We start from the raw sequence: 16,182 nt of genomic DNA, 5'->3' as shown, positions 1-16,182 counted from the left end.
CAATCCAATAATCTAAATGAAAAAAGGTGTTGCAATAACCGGAATGGGAATTATCTCCTCGATTGGAAATTCAGTCGAAGAAAATTACATTTCGTTAATCGAAAATAAAGTTGCGGTAACGCGTATCGAGAATATTGAAACGATTCACGCTGCTATAAATAAGGTAGGGGAAATTAAAAAAACCAATGATGAATTGGTTCAGGAATTAGACCTTACTCCCGATAATAACTTTTCGAGAACTGCGATGATTGGTACTTTTGCAGCGAAACAGGCTGTTAAAAATGCAGGAATTACAGCAATAAACGAATTCAGAACCGGACTTATCTCTGCGACAAGCGTGGGTGGAATGGATATAACCGAAAAGCATTATTACGATTATTTCAAACATCCTGAACTTGTCAAATACATTACTTGTCATGATGCCGGTGATGTAGCCGAAAAAATTGCAGATGAACTGGGTTTAAAAGGGATTGTAACCACTATAAGTACGGCTTGTTCATCGGCAGCAAACTCGATTATGCTGGGTGCAAGACTTATAAAATCAGGAAAACTGGACCGCGTGATTGTGGGAGGAACTGATGCTCTCGCCAAATTCACGATCAACGGATTCAAAACCCTCATGATTTTATCTGACGAATACAACAAACCTTTCGACAACAATCGAAAAGGACTAAATCTGGGTGAGGCAGCTGCTTTTCTGGTTTTAGAATCCGATGAAGTCGTTCAGAAACAAAACAAAAAAGTGCTGGCTCGTGTTTCAGGTTATGGCAATGCCAATGATGCTTTTCATCAAACGGCTTCTTCAGAAAACGGAGACGGTGCTTATCTGGCCATGAAAAAAGCCTTTGACGTTTCGGGTTTAAAACCAAGTGAAATTGACTATATCAACGTTCACGGAACGGCCACTCCAAACAACGATTTGTCTGAAGGAAGGGCCCTGCTTCGAATCTACGGTGACGAAAAAGTCCCTGATTTTAGTTCAACAAAACCTTATACCGGACATACTTTGGCAGCTGCGGCAGCCATTGAAGCTGTTTATAGTGTTCTGGCGATTCAGAATAATGTGGTTTACCCCAATCTGAATTTTGAAACACCAATGGAAGAGTTTGACTTAAAACCACAAACGACTTTAAAGAATAAAAATATTGAACACGTTTTATCAAACTCTTTTGGGTTTGGAGGAAACTGCTCCACTCTTATCTTCTCAAAATGCAATTAAAAAAAACATATATAAATGGAATAGGTTGTATTTCGACTCAAAAAACATTTGATACTGTTTTTTTAGAAGAAGCCATACACAACCTCAACGAGAATGTGCTTAAAATCGTTCCGCCGGTTTACAAGGATTATATTTCTCCTGCTGCCATAAGAAGAATGGCAAAAGGGGTAAAAAACGGAATCGTGGCCTCGGCAATTGCCATGAAAGATGCACAGCTTGAAAATGTGGATGCCATTATTACCGGAACAGGATTAGGATGTATTGAAGATTCTGAAAAATTCCTAACCAACATCCTCGATAATAATGAGCAATTCTTAACACCAACCTCCTTCATTCAATCGACTCATAATACGGTTGGCGCTCAAATTGCGTTATTGCAAAAATGCAACGGTTACAATTTTACCTATGTCAATGGAGCTGTTTCTTTTGAATCGGCACTTTTGGATGCTAAAATGCAAATTGAGGAAGAAGAAGTACAGTCTGTTCTTGTGGGCGGTGTGGATGAAAATGGTGATTATACTACCGCACTTTTCAAATTGTCAGGACGAATTAAACCAGACGATCAGCAACCCTACAATCTTTTAGATGCTACTACAAGCGGTGCCGTTTATGGAGAAGGTGCCAGTTTTTTTGTTTTAGAAAATGAACGAAAAGAAACTACCTATGCGGAAGTTCTGGACATTGCCATAGTAAATACTCTGGAAGAAAATGAAATTGAAGCAGAAATCAGATCGTTTTTGAAATCCAATCAATTAGAAATTTCAGATGTTGACGCTTTGATTTTAGGATTTGACGGTAATGTGGATTTTGAAAATTATTATAAAAATCTAACTCAAAATGATTTCGTTCAGACCCCGCAATTGTATTACAAACATTTGAGTGGTGAATACGATACAGCCTCTTCTTTTGCTTTATGGGTGGCGTCTAAAATTTTAAAAACTCAGGAAATCCCTGAAATTATAAAAGTAAATTCAGTCGAAAGACCGGCTTACAAAACCATTTTATTGTACAATCAGCTCAACGGAAAAAACCATAGTTTTACGTTACTTTCAAAATGATAACGCATAAAAACATTTCGTTATTCTTTCTCTTTGTATTGCTGCTACTGCTTCTTCTGAATCTCTATACAGCAATTAACTTATCATGGTTTATCGCAATTGTTTTAATTTGGTTAGGCATAAATGCTGTGGGCTCTGCTTTAATTTCTTCTAATTATCATGTAAAAGCTTACTGCAGCAATCCGTTAGAAACCCAAAAGAAAATTGCGATTACTTTTGATGACGGACCCTCTATTTTTACTCCGGAAGTTTTGACCCTTTTAAAGAAATACAATGTCAAAGCTACTTTTTTCTGCATCGGGAAAAACATCGAAACTCATCCTGAAATCGTACAACAAATTATAGCAGAAGGGCATTTGGTCGGCAATCATTCGTACAGCCATTCTCCTTTTTTTGATTTTTATAATGCTAAAAAAATCACAGCCGAAATTCAGAAAACAGACGCTCTTTTAGAAAAATACACCTCTAAAAAAATAAACTTCTTCCGCCCACCCTACGGAGTTACAACACCCTCCATCCGAAGAGCTTTAAAACGTACCGACCACAAAGTAGTTGGATGGAATATTCGCTCATTGGACGGCGGCACAACCAACCAAAATTTAATTTTCAACCGAATCATAAACCGTATTTCTCCGGGTGGAATTGTACTTTTGCACGACACAGGAGCACACTCTGTTTTGGTACTGGAACAGTTTTTGCAATTTTTGCAGCAAAACAATTATAATGTAATTTCAACCGAAGAACTTTTGAATCTTAATGCTTATGAAAACTGAACGCGGATGAAGCAGATTCGCTTACGCGAAGACGCGGATAAAAACGGGTTTTAATAATTTAATCTGTGAGAATCCTTTAATCTGTGACAAAATAATAAAGCGCAATTCGTAATAAATATGAAAACTAAAATAGCACTCTTAATTTTATTTATCTCAGGCAATTTGTTCGCTCAGGAGCAAAAAATGTCTGATGCCGAAATTAATGCTTTTAAGCAGGATGTCAATATTGTCGCGAAGAAAATTAAAACCCTGAGTACCGATTTTGTTCAATACAAACACTTGGACTTTTTATCGAAAGATATTGAAACTTCGGGAAAAATGATTTTTAAAGAACCTTCTTTACTGCAATGGCAATACAAGAAACCATACAATTACAGTATTGTTTTTAAAAACGGAAAAATACTGATTAACGACGAAGGGAAGAAAAGTGCCGTTGATATTGGCAACAGCAAAATCTTTGGCAGAATCAACAAATTGATTGTCGGAAGCGTAAGCGGTAATATGTTTGACGACAAGGAGTTTGTCATTTCTTATTTCAAATCAAAAGGACAAAATATAGCGAAGTTTGTTCCTAAAGATGCTACTTTAAAAAAATACATCAAACAAATTGAACTGACTTTCGACAAAGAAGAAGCAACTGTAGTTCAGGTAAAACTGTTAGAATCCTCTGAAGATTATACCCGAATTGTACTTAAAAATAAAGTAATCAATGCAAAAATCGACGATTCAGTATTTAATAATTAATTGCTTCCTTGCAATTGTTCTGGTTTCTTGCGGTTCTGTCACAAAAAACTATACTCCTAAAAAATTAGACCGAACGTCTTACCAGATTCCTTATTTCTCCGATTCAAAAACCGATTACATTTACAAAACGAACATCACGGTTTACGGCCATGAAATGTCAGGAATTTTCATCGCCAAAAAAATAAACGACACCACGCATCGTATCGTTTTTACAACAGAATTCGGTAACAAATTAATGGATTTTGAGATTTCAGAAACAGGCTTTAAAATCAACTCAATTGTATCCGAATTAGACCGGAAGATCCTCATCAACACACTAAGAGAAGATTTTCGCTTGCTGCTGAAAAAAGATTATATCCTTCAAGAACAATTCGAAAACGAATCCACTGACATTTATAAATCACAGGATGGAAAACGTGACAACTATCTTTTTATCTCCAAAAAGGACCAGAAATTAGAAAAGGTCGTTCAGTCTTCTAAAACAAAAGAAAAATTTACACTGACATTTCGTTCAGAAAACGATATTTTTGCTGAGAAAATTTTGATTAATCATCAAAATATTAAGCTGAAAATTGAATTAAATTATTTGAAATCAGAATAAAAATTTAAACTAAAGCTAAACTTAAATCAAAACCCAAATGAAAAAAATAACCGTAATTGCCTTTGCTTTATTTATTGGAATTATAACGACAAATGCACAAGTAAAGGTTAGCCCTGGATTTCGCGGAGGTTTAAACATATCCGATTTGACCAATATGCCGGGAAACAGCAGTTCAAAATCTGATTTTTATATCGGTGCACTAGCAGCCATAAAATTCAATAAATATTTTACGCTGCAGCCTGAGTTAAATTATTCGAGACAGGGTTCTGAGATTCGTTTGTCTTATTTAGATTTTGACAACAGTACTTCCCGTCGCAGAAGCCAGAAAGCCGAAATCAACTATCTTACACTGGGAGCTGTGGCGAAATTTAATTTTAAAGGAAAAGGTTTCCACGTATTAGCCGGACCATCTATAGATTTTAAAACCAATGATAATTTTGACAAATTTGGTGAGAATCCTGTTGATGTTGACTTTGCTATTGTTGGCGGAGTTGGATATACCCTTCCAAACGGATTAACTTTTGAAGCCCGATTAAAACAGGGATTAGTTGATATTTATGGATATGACAGACGTTATTATGATAATGAAAACAGACGTTATTATGATGACATCACTCTAAATGAGGTTTTCCAAATTGGTATTAGTTACACTTTCAAAGTAAAATAAATTAAATCATGAGCAAAAGAAATTTAGTCATTATCGTATTGACCTTATTTGCCCTAACAAATTTACAGGCACAGGTTACCTTTAAACCCGGTTTGAGAGCCGGAGCGTCCTTTTCAACATTCTCAAATACCCGTTCCGACTATAAAACTGATTTTTATATTGGTGGTTTTGGTGAAATCAAATTAACCAAAATTTACACGTTACAACCTGAAATCACGTATAGCCAGCAAGGTGCTAAAAATGTAAAAACTTTTATCAGTACCAATAATGGTAATGATGTGGTGAGCTCGAAAGATCTAGAAATTGATTATCTTTCCATTGCTGCAGTCAATAAATTTACTTTAAAAAATGGTTTTCAGTTTCAGGCTGGTCCCACTTTAGACTTTAGACTACAGGACAATTTACTTTATGAAAAATCAGATATTGATCTGGCTTTTATCATGGGTATTGGTTATAGATTGCCGTCAGGATTAACTTTTGAAGCCCGTTTCAAAAAAGGAATTGTAGATGTTCTCGACAGTGATTATTACGGAAGCAATGGCAACAATAGCGATTATTGGTTTGGTGATTATAATACAAATGTTAGTTTTCAATTAGGTATTTCATATCCTTTTGGCAAATAAAAAAATATGGTTTTAAACAATTTTTACAAAGTTCTTTCCGAAGAAAAAACAGGCGATTCTAAATACACAATTTCGATTCTGATCAATGAAAAACATGACGTTTTCAAAGGTCATTTTCCGGGCAATCCAATTATGCCGGGAGTTTGCATGATTCAGATTATAAAAGAACTTACGGAGTCTATCACCAAAAGTACTCTGATTATGCAGACACTTTCCAATGTGAAATTCATGGCGCTGATCAATCCGGAAGTGAATCCGGAATTGCGCTTAGAACTTGATATTGTTACAACAGAAGACGATTTGGTTAAGGTAAAAAACACCACTTATTTTAACGACACCGTTGCACTGAAACTGAGCAATGTGTACAAAAAAATATAACTATGAAATTACTATTGTCATTGTTTTTATGGGTTCATTTTGTGAGTACTCCGGATTTGGCCAGCATCAGAAAAATGTATGCCGACGTCACAAAATCAGAAGCAAATGCTAAAGAATTTTCAGAAAAACTTTCCGGTATTTCTGCCAACGATGATAAAATTTTAGTAGCTTATAAAGCAGCTTCTATTTTATTGGATTCAAAGTTTAAAAACAAATTAAAAGATAAAATGGATCGTTTTAAAGAAGGCGCAAAATTATTGGAAGCCACTATTAAAACGGACCCCAATAATATCGAAATGAGAATGATTCGCCTGAGTATTCAGGAGAACGTTCCCGGAATTACCGGCTATAGAAAAAACATTAAAGAAGACAAAAAATACCTCACCGATCATTACGCTGAGCAAAGTGCCGCTTTAAAAGAATATCTAAAAAACTTTGTTTTACAATCAAAAAGTTTCTCTGAAAAAGAGAAGCAATTTGCCAAGTAGATAAAGGAAAAAAAACTCATGAAACCTACTTTACCACAGCAGGAATTACTAAACGCTACAAGTTTTTGTGTGATTGTTCCAACGTACAACAATCACAAAACGCTGAAAAGAGTGTTGGATTCTGTTTTAGATTTCACTTCAAATGTCATTATTGTTAATGACGGTTCGACTGATGAAACTTCTGAAATTCTGAAACACTATTCGCAATGCACTCAGATTCATCATCCTAAAAATCTGGGAAAAGGAAGAGCTTTACGAAATGGTTTCAGAAAAGCAATCGAGTTAGATTTTGAGTACGCGATTACAATTGATTCAGACGGACAGCATTTTGCTGCCGATATTCCGTATTTTATTGCCGAGATTCAAAACCAACCTCATTCGTTATTGATTGGGAGCCGCAATATGACTCAGGAAAATGTTCCCAAAAAGAGCAGTTTCGGAAATAAGTTTTCTAATTTCTGGTTTAAATTTGAAACCGGAATTCAACTCGATGATACTCAATCCGGTTACCGACTGTATCCTTTGAAGCTCATTCCGAAACAATTTTACACCAATAAATTTGAATTCGAAATTGAAGTAATCGTTCGTTCTGCCTGGAAAGGTATTGTGGTTAAAAATATTCCTGTTCAAATTCTGTACGATCCTGCTGAACGCGTTTCTCATTTTCGTCCGTTTAAAGACTTTACCCGCATCAGTATACTAAATACGGTTTTGGTCGTTTGCGCATTGCTGTACATCAAACCCAGAGACTTTTTTAGAAAAGCAAAAAAAAAAGGTTTTAAAAAATTCTTTCTCGAAGACATTTTAGAAAGCAGTGATTCCAATTTCAAAAAATCGGCAGCAATTGCTTTGGGGATTTTTATCGGAATTTCTCCTTTCTGGGGTTTCCAGACCATTCTGCTTTTAACTTTTGCAACCTTATTTAAGCTTAACAAAGTGATTGCTTTTCTGGCTTCAAATGTGAGTTTCCCCCCTTTCATTCCGTTTGTCATTTACGGATCTCTAAAAATGGGAAGTTACTTTGTTTCGAACGATGTTATGCTAACGGCAAATGGTTCGGTTACACTCGACGATATTCAAAAAAATGCAACACAATATATCGTGGGAAGTCTTATTTTAGCATCCGTTTTAGCGCTCTCAGCAGGTCTCATAAGTTATTTACTTTTAACCGCTTTTAGCTCCAGAAATAAAACAAAGATTATGTAACGTTTTGCCAGATTGAAAGGATTAAATTGATTTTAAATGCTGTTGCCGGTTCGCCACGAGTTCACGAATTGGCACAAATTAATTTGCAAAAATTCATGAAATTCGTGGCGAAAAAAAAAGTAGCCAAAAACAATAATAGATAAACATGCATCAATACTTCTACGCCATTCATATGTTTGTAAACCGAAGAAAATCTTTATCGGTTGTTCTGGCTATTTTGATCCTTTTTGTTTTTGGATTTTTCGCCTCTCAAATTAAATTCGAAGAGGATATCACCAAACTGATTCCCACAAACGACAAAACAGATGTCACGGCAAAAGTGCTCAAACAACTTAATTTTGCTGATAAAACTACCGTTATTTTCAAACTCGATAAAAACGGAACCGAAGACGATCTGAAAGAAATGGCAACTGCTTTTTCAGACAGTGTCACTCAATCCTGCAAGCCCTATGTAAGCGGTATTCAGGGAAAAATTGACGAAGAAAACATTCAGGAAACCATCGATTTCGTCTACCACAATCTGCCTCTTTTTCTGGAAAACAAAGATTACGAAGTCCTGCAGAGTAAACTTCAAAAAGACAGTATCGCGGCGACAGTTCAGGCCAATTATAAATCGATTATTTCTCCATCCGGATTTATCACGAAAGATTTTATTTTACAGGATCCGTTGGGAATCTCCTTTATCGCTTTAAAAAAATTACAGCAATTAAATATTGGTGACGATTTTACGCTAGACAATGGTTTTGTCATGACCAAAGACAAAAAGAAATTACTCCTTTTTATTACCTCAAATCTTCCTTCAAGCGAAACTGAACAGAATACAATCTTTGCAGCAAAACTGAAATCCATTCAGGACAATCTGAATCAGAAATTCAAAACCAAAACCTCGATTCATTATTTTGGTTCAGCACTGATTGCGGTCGCAAATGCCAATCAAATTAAAAGCGATATCATCCTGACCACATCAATCGCGATGTGTACACTGATGCTTATTTTGATTTTGTTTTATCGAAAAATATTGATTCCGGTAATTATTTTTCTTCCTACTGTTTTTGGCGCTTTGTTTGCCATCGCCTTTTTATATTTTGTAAAAGAACAGATTTCTGCTATTTCACTCGGAATTGGTTCTATTTTATTAGGAATCACGATTGATTATTCCCTTCATATTCTCACGCATTACAAGCATAACAGCGATATAAAAACCTTGTACAAAGACATTACCATGCCGGTAATCATGAGCAGTTCCACCACGGCTGTTGCTTTTTTGTGTCTCCTTTTTGTAAAATCGGATGCCTTAAATGACCTGGGAATTTTCGCTGCCGTTATCGTAATGGCTTCTGCATTTTTCTCTCTTTTAATTATTCCGCATCTCTACAAACCGAAAGAGAATAACTTAGAGCATAAGAAAAATGTGATTGATCAACTGGCTCATTTTTCCTTTCACAACAACAAATTTCTGATTGGTTTTTGTGTTTTGGTAGTCATTGTTTCCTGTTTTACTTATAAGAATGTAGGTTTCAATAACGATTTGTCACAGCTGAATTTTATTCCGACAGAAATAAAAGCGGCTGAAAAAGATCTGGAAGAAAGTACAAGTCTGACCTCCAAAACTATTTACGTAGCATCTTACGGAAATAGTATGGAAGAGGTTTTACGGAACAACTCTGTCCTGTTCTCCGATTTATCAAAAGAAAAACAAAACGGCAAAATATTGAATTTTAGTTCTGTTGGCGGTATTATGCTTTCGCAAAAGGAGCAACAGCAAAAAATCGAACGTTGGAATTCATTTTGGGATACCAGCAAAAAACAGCTTTTACAAGCCGGACTAATTGCCGAAGGTTCCAAACTCGGATTTAAACCTACCACTTATACCGCCTTTTTTGATCATTTGAATTTCAATTTCAAACCCATTTCGGCACAGGAATATTTGAAAATACAAGCTTTGCAGCTGAAAGAATTTGTAACCGAAAAAAACGGATTCTTCACCATTTCTACTCTGGTAAAAGTGAGTCCTGAGCAAAGAGATGCTTTTGTAAAATCAACTGACACCAGACAAAATCTGATTGCAATTGATCGTCAGCAGATGAATGAAACATTTTTCAGTACTTTAAAAACCGATTTCAATACACTGGTAAATTATTCGTTTATAGCGGTGATTCTGATTTTATTTTTCTTTTTCCGAAGACTTGAACTGGTTATTGTAAGCTGCATTCCTATTGCTTTAACTGGAATTGTTACAGCTGGAATTATGGGCGTTTTTGGACTTCAGATGAATATTTTCAGCCTGATTGTCTGCACACTGATTTTTGGTCACGGTGTCGATTTCAGTATTTTCATGACCAGTGCCCTTCAAAAAGAATACACGACCGGAAAAAACGAAATAGCCATTTACCGAACCTCTATCATTCTTGCAGTAATCACCACTATCTTAGGAATCGGTGCAATGATTTTTGCGAAGCATCCGGCCTTGCGATCTATTTCATCCGTATCTTTAATAGGAGTTTTTGCGGCACTTATTATTACGTTTATTTTCTATCCGATTCTTTTTAAAATCTTCATTTCAAACCGTTCAAAAAAAGGAAATCCTCCATTCGTCGTACGCACTTTTATACACGGTGTCCTCTCTTTTTTCTATTACGGTATGGGCGGAATTTTAATGTCGCTTTTCAGCATTACTATTATGCCGTTGCTGCCGATAAAGGAGAAAACAAAAATGAAAGCCTTCCGATATGTGATCTCAAAATTCATGAAATCGGTGCTTTATTCCAATCCGTTTATTCATAAAAAAGTCGTGAATAAATTTGGAGAAACCTTTAAAAAACCGGCCATTATTATTGCCAATCATTCTTCGTTCATTGATATTTTGGCAATGGGAATGTTAAGTCCTAAGATTATATTTTTGGTAAGCGACTGGGTGTACAACTCTCCTATTTTTGGCGGTACTGTCAGAAAAGCAGGTTTTTATCCGGTTTCGGAAGGAATTGAAGGCGGAGTAGAACATTTGCGCCAAAAAGTAAACGAAGGGTATTCGTTAATGATCTTTCCCGAAGGAACACGTTCTGAGAGCAATCAGGTCAAACGTTTCCATAAAGGAGCCTTTTATCTGGCTGAGGAATTTAATCTGGATATTATTCCTGTGATCATTCACGGAGCTTCAGAAGCCATTCCAAAAGGTGATTTTGTCATTCATCACAGCAGTCTTACTATTTCAATTCTGGAACGAATTTCTCCTGATAATACTTCTTTCGGAAAAAATTATGCCGAGAGAACCAAACAAATGAGTGCTTTTTTCAAAGAAGAGTACCACAAAATCCGTCAACAATTAGAAGGCCCGGATTATTTCAAAAAAATGCTTTTACACAGTTTTGATTATAAAGAAATCGAAATCATCAATACTGTTGAGAGCGATTTAAAAAAGAATCTGGAAGTCTATTATCGTCTAAACAAACAGCTTTCGACGAAAGACAGAATACTCCATTTATCCAATGATTACGGACAATTAGATGTGTTACTAACCTTGCAGGAGCCTCAGCGAAAAATAACTTCGTTCAATAATGACGAAGAAAAAAGAGCGGTTTCAAAAACCAATTATTTCCTCAAAAAAAGGAAAATCTCTTATTTAGATATACTTGAACCTGCTTTGCAAAATCAATATGATGTTCTTTTAATTTCCGATAAGAATCAGGTGAATGATCTTGAAAAAGTCATTACTCTAACTTCTACAGTAATCCTGCTCAACCATTCTGATTTAAAAAACACTTTGATTACATTTGGTTTTGAATGTGTTTTCGAAGAAGACGTTATAATTGCATTAAAGAAAAAAGGAGCATGAAAGAACATTACGATGTTGTAATTGTTGGCAGCGGATTGGGTGGATTAGTCTCTTCGATTATTCTCGCCAAAGAAGGTTATAGCGTCTGCGTGCTCGAAAAAAACAATCAGTATGGTGGAAATCTGCAGACTTTTGTACGCGATAAAACTATTTTTGATACCGGAATTCACTACATCGGAGGCTTAGAAGAAGGACAAAATCTGTTCAAATACTTCAACTATTTGGGCATTATGGAACATCTTAACCTCAAAAAAATGGACGATAACGGTTTTGACATCATCTCTTTTGAAGACGATCCAAACGAATATCCTCATGCACAGGGTTACGCTAATTTTACTTCCCAATTGGAACATTTTTTTCCGGAAGAAAAAACCGGTATTGAGGAATACTGCAAAAAAATAAAAACAATTTGCGAGTCTTTTCCCCTCTATAATTTAGAATGGGAAGGCAAATACGATAATGAAATCTTAGGGTTAAACGCCAAACAGACGATCGATGAATGTACCCAAAATGAAAAGTTAAAAGCTGTTCTGGCAGGTTCTAATTTTTTGTATGCCGGAATTGCCGACAAAACACCTTTTTATGTTCATGCACTTTCTGTAAATTCTTACATTCAAAGTTCGTGGCGCTGCATCAATGGCGGAAGTCAGATTACCAAACAGCTTTTAAAACAGCTCAAGAAATATGGTGGTGAATTTTACAAATACAAAGAAGTCACCCGTTTTAATGTGGAAGACAAAAAAGTAACTTCGGTAGACATTAAAGACGGAACCAGCGTCTCCGGTACCCGTTTTATCTCTAACATCGAACCTAAAACAACTCTGAAACTGACTGGGGAGGAACATTTCCGAAAATCATTTTACAGTAGGGTTCAAAGTCTTGAAGGTGTAATTTCGGCATTTAGTCTGTACATTGTCTTTAAACCAAAAACTTTTAAATACATCAATCACAACCATTATCACTTTAAGAAAAGCAGCGAAGTCTGGACCGCTTATGAGTATGATGATAATTCCTGGCCCAAAGCCTTTATGGCCTCCATGAATGCCTCAAAAAAACAGGAAGAATGGGCAGAAGGGATGACTTTTATTACCTATATGAAATACGATGATGTAATACCATGGGCAGCTACCTTTAATACTACCGTAGACGAAAATGACCGTGGAGAAAGTTACGAAGAATTTAAATCGAGAAAAGCGGCGAAATTCTTAGACGAAATCGAACTAAAATTTCCGGGTATCAAAAACTGTATTCAATCGATTCATACTTCGACACCACTCTCCTATCGGGATTATATTGGCGGAGACCATGGTAATATGTACGGATATGTTAAGGATTCAAATAATCCGATGAAAACACTGATTCCCTCAAAAACCAAGCTGGATAATTTGTATCTTACGGGCCAAAGTATCAACATGCATGGTGTACTCGGAGTAACTATTGGAGCCGTGGTAACCTGTTCTGAAATTGTTGGTAAAGAATATTTGGTAAACAAAATCAATCAGGCATCTGAATAAAAAGCTATGAAAAACCGAATTATATTCTTTTTATCTATCGGTTTTTTAACGACGCTTGTCTCTTGCGGAACAGCAAAATCAATGCGGCACCAGCCTGAAATTGCCAAATACAATGTGACAAAACCTATTGTCACCAAACTTTCCGACAGTATTTTTATTTCCGGAAAAAATTCACTTTTAAAAAACAAACAAGGACTCTGGGAATTGTATGCCGAAGGTGATCCTTTAGAAATAGGGCTCAACACCGGTGCTTTATCAGATTCGCTTTTAAAAAAACAAGAGCGTATTTTCTTTTCTAAAATACAGGATATCGTTCCGTCAAAATTTCAGCAGAAACTCCTTCGTCATTTTCTGAAATGGTACAATCGAAAATTATATTTGAATGTTCCGGAAGAATATCAAACCGAAATTTTTGGAATTTCACAGTACACCTCTCCTGATTTTAATAACATTGCACCACAATACCAACGCAGTTTGTACCTGCATGCTGCACACGACATTGGTCACGCCTTGCAGGATCTGGCATTAGTCGGCTGTTCGTCTTTTGCTGCATGGGGAGAAAAATCGGAAGACGGAAATTTAATTCTGGGGCGCAACTTTGATTTTTATGTGAACGATGCTTTCGCAGAAAACAAAATAGTAGCGTTTATCAATCCGAAAGAAGGCCACAAATTTATGATGATTACCTGGCCCGGAATGATTGGTGCTGTTTCCGGAATGAATGAAAAAGGACTAACCGTTACCATTAATGCCGGAAAATCTGAAATTCCGCTGATTGCCAAAACCCCCATTTCGATTCTTACCCGCGAAATATTACAGCACGCCAAAAACATAAACGAAGCAATTGCGATTGCCCAAAAAAGAGCCGTTTTTGTATCCGAATCAATTATGGTGGGAAGTGCCGAAGATAACAAAGCTGTTCTGATTGAAGTCACACCTCAAAAAATGGACGTTTACGAGACTCCAAACGGCAATCAATTATTTTGTTCGAATCATTTTCAGGGAGAAGATTTAAAAAACGAAAAGCGCAATCAGTTTCAAATGACCAACAGTCATTCTCAATATCGTCTGGAAAAAATGAAGGAACTCTTTGCTGAAAATCCGAAAATCGACCCTAAAATTGCAGCAGATATTCTTCGAAATAAAGAAGGTTTAAATAATATTAGTCTGGGATATGGAAATGAAAAAGCACTTAACCAGCTGATGGCGCATCACGGTGTTATCTTTAAACCAGCGACAAAACAGGTTTGGGTGTCCACAAATCCGTATCAATTAGGAGAATTTGTGTGTTACAATCTGGATAGCATTTTTAAAGAAAGAAAAACGGATCACATTGTTTCCTTACAACAAGTAAATTTAGACATCCCAAAAGATCCTTTTTTAGAAACAATAGCCTATAAAAATTACCAAAAATTTAGAGTCGAAGACCACAAATTCGATTTGTATCTGAAAAACAAAGAAACACTAAGCCCTGAATTTATTGCGAATTACCAATCGTTAAACCCTGATTATTGGGTTGTGTATTACAAAGCAGGGTTGTACTTTTATCAAAAAAAAGAGTACTGTCTTTCTCAGTCTAATTTTGAAAAAGCACTAACAAAAGAAATCACAACTGTTCCTGACAAAACAGTCCTTGAAAAATATTTAAAAAAAATCAAAAGAAAATTACAATGATTCCATTAATAGAAAAAAATTCTTTAGAAGAAATTAAAATTTTTCAAGAGCAGAAGTTAGCGGAACTATTACACTATATCAGTCAAAATTCTCCTTTTTACAAACGTCTTTTCGCCGGACAAAATATTGACCTTTCGAAGATTAAAACCCTTGAAGATTTACAACATTTACCCGTAACTACAAAAGAAGATTTACAAGAGTACAACGATGATTTTTTATGTGTCCCACAGCATCAGATTATCGATTATGCTTCTACTTCCGGAACTTTGGGTGATCCTGTTACTTTTGGTTTAACCGATTCTGATCTGGACCGTCTGGCGTATAACGAAGCCATTTCGTTTGCCTGCGCCGGAATTGCCGAAGGTGATGTAGTACAGCTGATGACGACAATTGACAGAAAATTTATGGCCGGTCTGGCTTATTTTCTGGGATTGCGAAAATTAAAAGTAGGTGTAATCCGCGTTGGTGCCGGAATACCAGAATTACAATGGGACTCTATTTTAAAATACAAACCTTCATACCTAATTACCGTTCCTTCTTTTTTACTGAAGTTAATCGAATATGCCGAAGCACACGGAATTGACTACAACAACTCCAGCATAAAAGGCGCTATTTGTATTGGCGAGCCTTTGCGAAATCAGGATTTTTCAATGAATACCCTGTCAAACAAAATCACCGAAAAGTGGAATATTAAGTTGTTCTCCACTTATGCCTCTACCGAAATGAGCACCGCTTTTACCGAATGTGAACATGGTGTTGGCGGTCATCATCATCCGGAATTGATCATTGTTGAAGTTTTAGATGAAAATAATATTCCTGTAAAAGAAGGTGAAATTGGCGAATTGACTTTTACTACTTTAGGTATTGAAGCCATGCCTTTACTCCGTTTTAAAACCGGAGATATTGTGCAATTACACAATGCTCCCTGCGCCTGCGGGAGAAATACCTTGCGTGTTGGTCCTGTAGTTGGCCGCAAAAAACAAATGATCAAATACAAAGGCACAACACTTTATCCGCCTGCGATGAATGATGTTCTGAGCGGATTTGACAATATCGAAAATCATATTATTGAAATCTCTACCAACGATTTAGGAACCGACGAGATCCTGATAAAAATAGCCGTGAAAAATCAGTCTCCTGAATTCTTACAGGAGATCAAAGATCATTTTAGAGCCAAATTAAGAGTAACCCCAAAAATTGAATTCGCTCCAAAAGAAGCGTTGAATCCTTTGGTTTTTAATCCTATGAGCCGAAAACCTATTCGTTTTTTTGATTATAGATCTTCTATATAAGTTGCTAAGATACTGAGATTCTAAGGTTCTACGTTTTTCTTTTACTATTAAATAAGAATGAAAACTCAGAACCTTAGCATCTTAGAGACTTAGAATCTTTTAAATTGAACTAA

General features: G+C 36.0%; 14 protein-coding genes. All 14 read left to right on the top strand.

What is annotated here, in order from left to right:
• The first annotated feature begins 16 nt into the window (after positions 1 to 16).
• The 14 genes from ACAM30_RS08620 (at position 17) to ACAM30_RS08555 (ending at position 16,069) form a co-directional block, all read left to right on the top strand.
• Positions 17 to 1,219 (top strand): beta-ketoacyl-[acyl-carrier-protein] synthase family protein, encoded by a 1,203-nt coding sequence (locus ACAM30_RS08620; RefSeq protein WP_369618119.1) that lies wholly within the window; start codon positions 17 to 19, stop codon positions 1,217 to 1,219.
• Complete coding sequence (locus tag ACAM30_RS08615) at positions 1,210 to 2,277, top strand: beta-ketoacyl synthase N-terminal-like domain-containing protein (RefSeq protein WP_369618118.1); 1,068 nt, start codon at positions 1,210 to 1,212, stop codon at positions 2,275 to 2,277. The genes ACAM30_RS08620 and ACAM30_RS08615 overlap by 10 nt, the downstream gene beginning before the upstream one ends.
• Entirely contained in the window at positions 2,274 to 3,050 is a 777-nt protein-coding gene (locus tag ACAM30_RS08610) for a polysaccharide deacetylase family protein (protein ID WP_369618117.1), read from the top strand. The genes ACAM30_RS08615 and ACAM30_RS08610 overlap by 4 nt, the downstream gene beginning before the upstream one ends.
• A gap of 117 nt (positions 3,051 to 3,167) precedes the next feature.
• On the top strand, positions 3,168 to 3,794 hold the full coding sequence (locus ACAM30_RS08605) for an outer membrane lipoprotein carrier protein LolA (protein WP_369618116.1): 627 nt from the start codon (positions 3,168 to 3,170) through the stop codon (positions 3,792 to 3,794).
• Positions 3,760 to 4,395 (top strand): hypothetical protein, encoded by a 636-nt coding sequence (locus tag ACAM30_RS08600; protein WP_369618115.1) that lies wholly within the window; start codon positions 3,760 to 3,762, stop codon positions 4,393 to 4,395. Before ACAM30_RS08605 ends, ACAM30_RS08600 begins: the two co-directional genes overlap by 35 nt.
• 37 nt (positions 4,396 to 4,432) lie before the next feature.
• The gene (locus ACAM30_RS08595; RefSeq protein ID WP_369618114.1) at positions 4,433 to 5,062 is read left to right on the top strand and encodes a porin family protein; all 630 of its coding nucleotides are present in this window, start codon (positions 4,433 to 4,435) and stop codon (positions 5,060 to 5,062) included.
• Between the two features lie 8 nt (positions 5,063 to 5,070).
• Entirely contained in the window at positions 5,071 to 5,685 is a 615-nt protein-coding gene (locus tag ACAM30_RS08590) for an outer membrane beta-barrel protein (protein WP_369618113.1), read from the top strand.
• A 6-nt stretch (positions 5,686 to 5,691) separates the two neighbouring features.
• A complete protein-coding gene (locus ACAM30_RS08585; RefSeq protein WP_369618112.1) occupies positions 5,692 to 6,063 on the top strand; it encodes a 3-hydroxyacyl-ACP dehydratase in 372 nt (123 codons plus the stop codon).
• A gap of 2 nt (positions 6,064 to 6,065) precedes the next feature.
• Positions 6,066 to 6,551 carry a hypothetical protein gene (locus ACAM30_RS08580; RefSeq protein WP_369618111.1) on the top strand — a complete coding sequence of 162 codons (486 nt, stop codon included), beginning with the start codon at positions 6,066 to 6,068 and terminating at the stop codon, positions 6,549 to 6,551.
• 18 nt (positions 6,552 to 6,569) lie between these two features.
• Positions 6,570 to 7,757, top strand: a complete 1,188-nt coding sequence (locus tag ACAM30_RS08575; protein WP_369618110.1) for a DUF2062 domain-containing protein — start codon at positions 6,570 to 6,572, stop codon at positions 7,755 to 7,757.
• 145 nt (positions 7,758 to 7,902) lie between these two features.
• Positions 7,903 to 11,589, top strand: a complete 3,687-nt coding sequence (locus ACAM30_RS08570; protein WP_369618109.1) for a 1-acyl-sn-glycerol-3-phosphate acyltransferase — start codon at positions 7,903 to 7,905, stop codon at positions 11,587 to 11,589.
• Positions 11,586 to 13,103, top strand: coding sequence for a phytoene desaturase family protein (locus ACAM30_RS08565; RefSeq protein WP_369618108.1), 1,518 nt, complete (start codon positions 11,586 to 11,588; stop codon positions 13,101 to 13,103). The genes ACAM30_RS08570 and ACAM30_RS08565 overlap by 4 nt, the downstream gene beginning before the upstream one ends.
• A gap of 6 nt (positions 13,104 to 13,109) precedes the next feature.
• On the top strand, positions 13,110 to 14,777 hold the full coding sequence (locus tag ACAM30_RS08560; protein WP_369618107.1) for a C45 family autoproteolytic acyltransferase/hydolase: 1,668 nt from the start codon (positions 13,110 to 13,112) through the stop codon (positions 14,775 to 14,777).
• Positions 14,774 to 16,069 (top strand): phenylacetate--CoA ligase family protein, encoded by a 1,296-nt coding sequence (locus ACAM30_RS08555; RefSeq protein ID WP_369618106.1) that lies wholly within the window; start codon positions 14,774 to 14,776, stop codon positions 16,067 to 16,069. Before ACAM30_RS08560 ends, ACAM30_RS08555 begins: the two co-directional genes overlap by 4 nt.
• Positions 16,070 to 16,182 lie beyond the last annotated feature (113 nt).

Source organism: Flavobacterium sp. CFS9, from assembly GCF_041154745.1.
GTDB lineage: Bacteria > Bacteroidota > Bacteroidia > Flavobacteriales > Flavobacteriaceae > Flavobacterium.
This window is presented reverse-complemented; position numbering and strand designations above follow the sequence as displayed.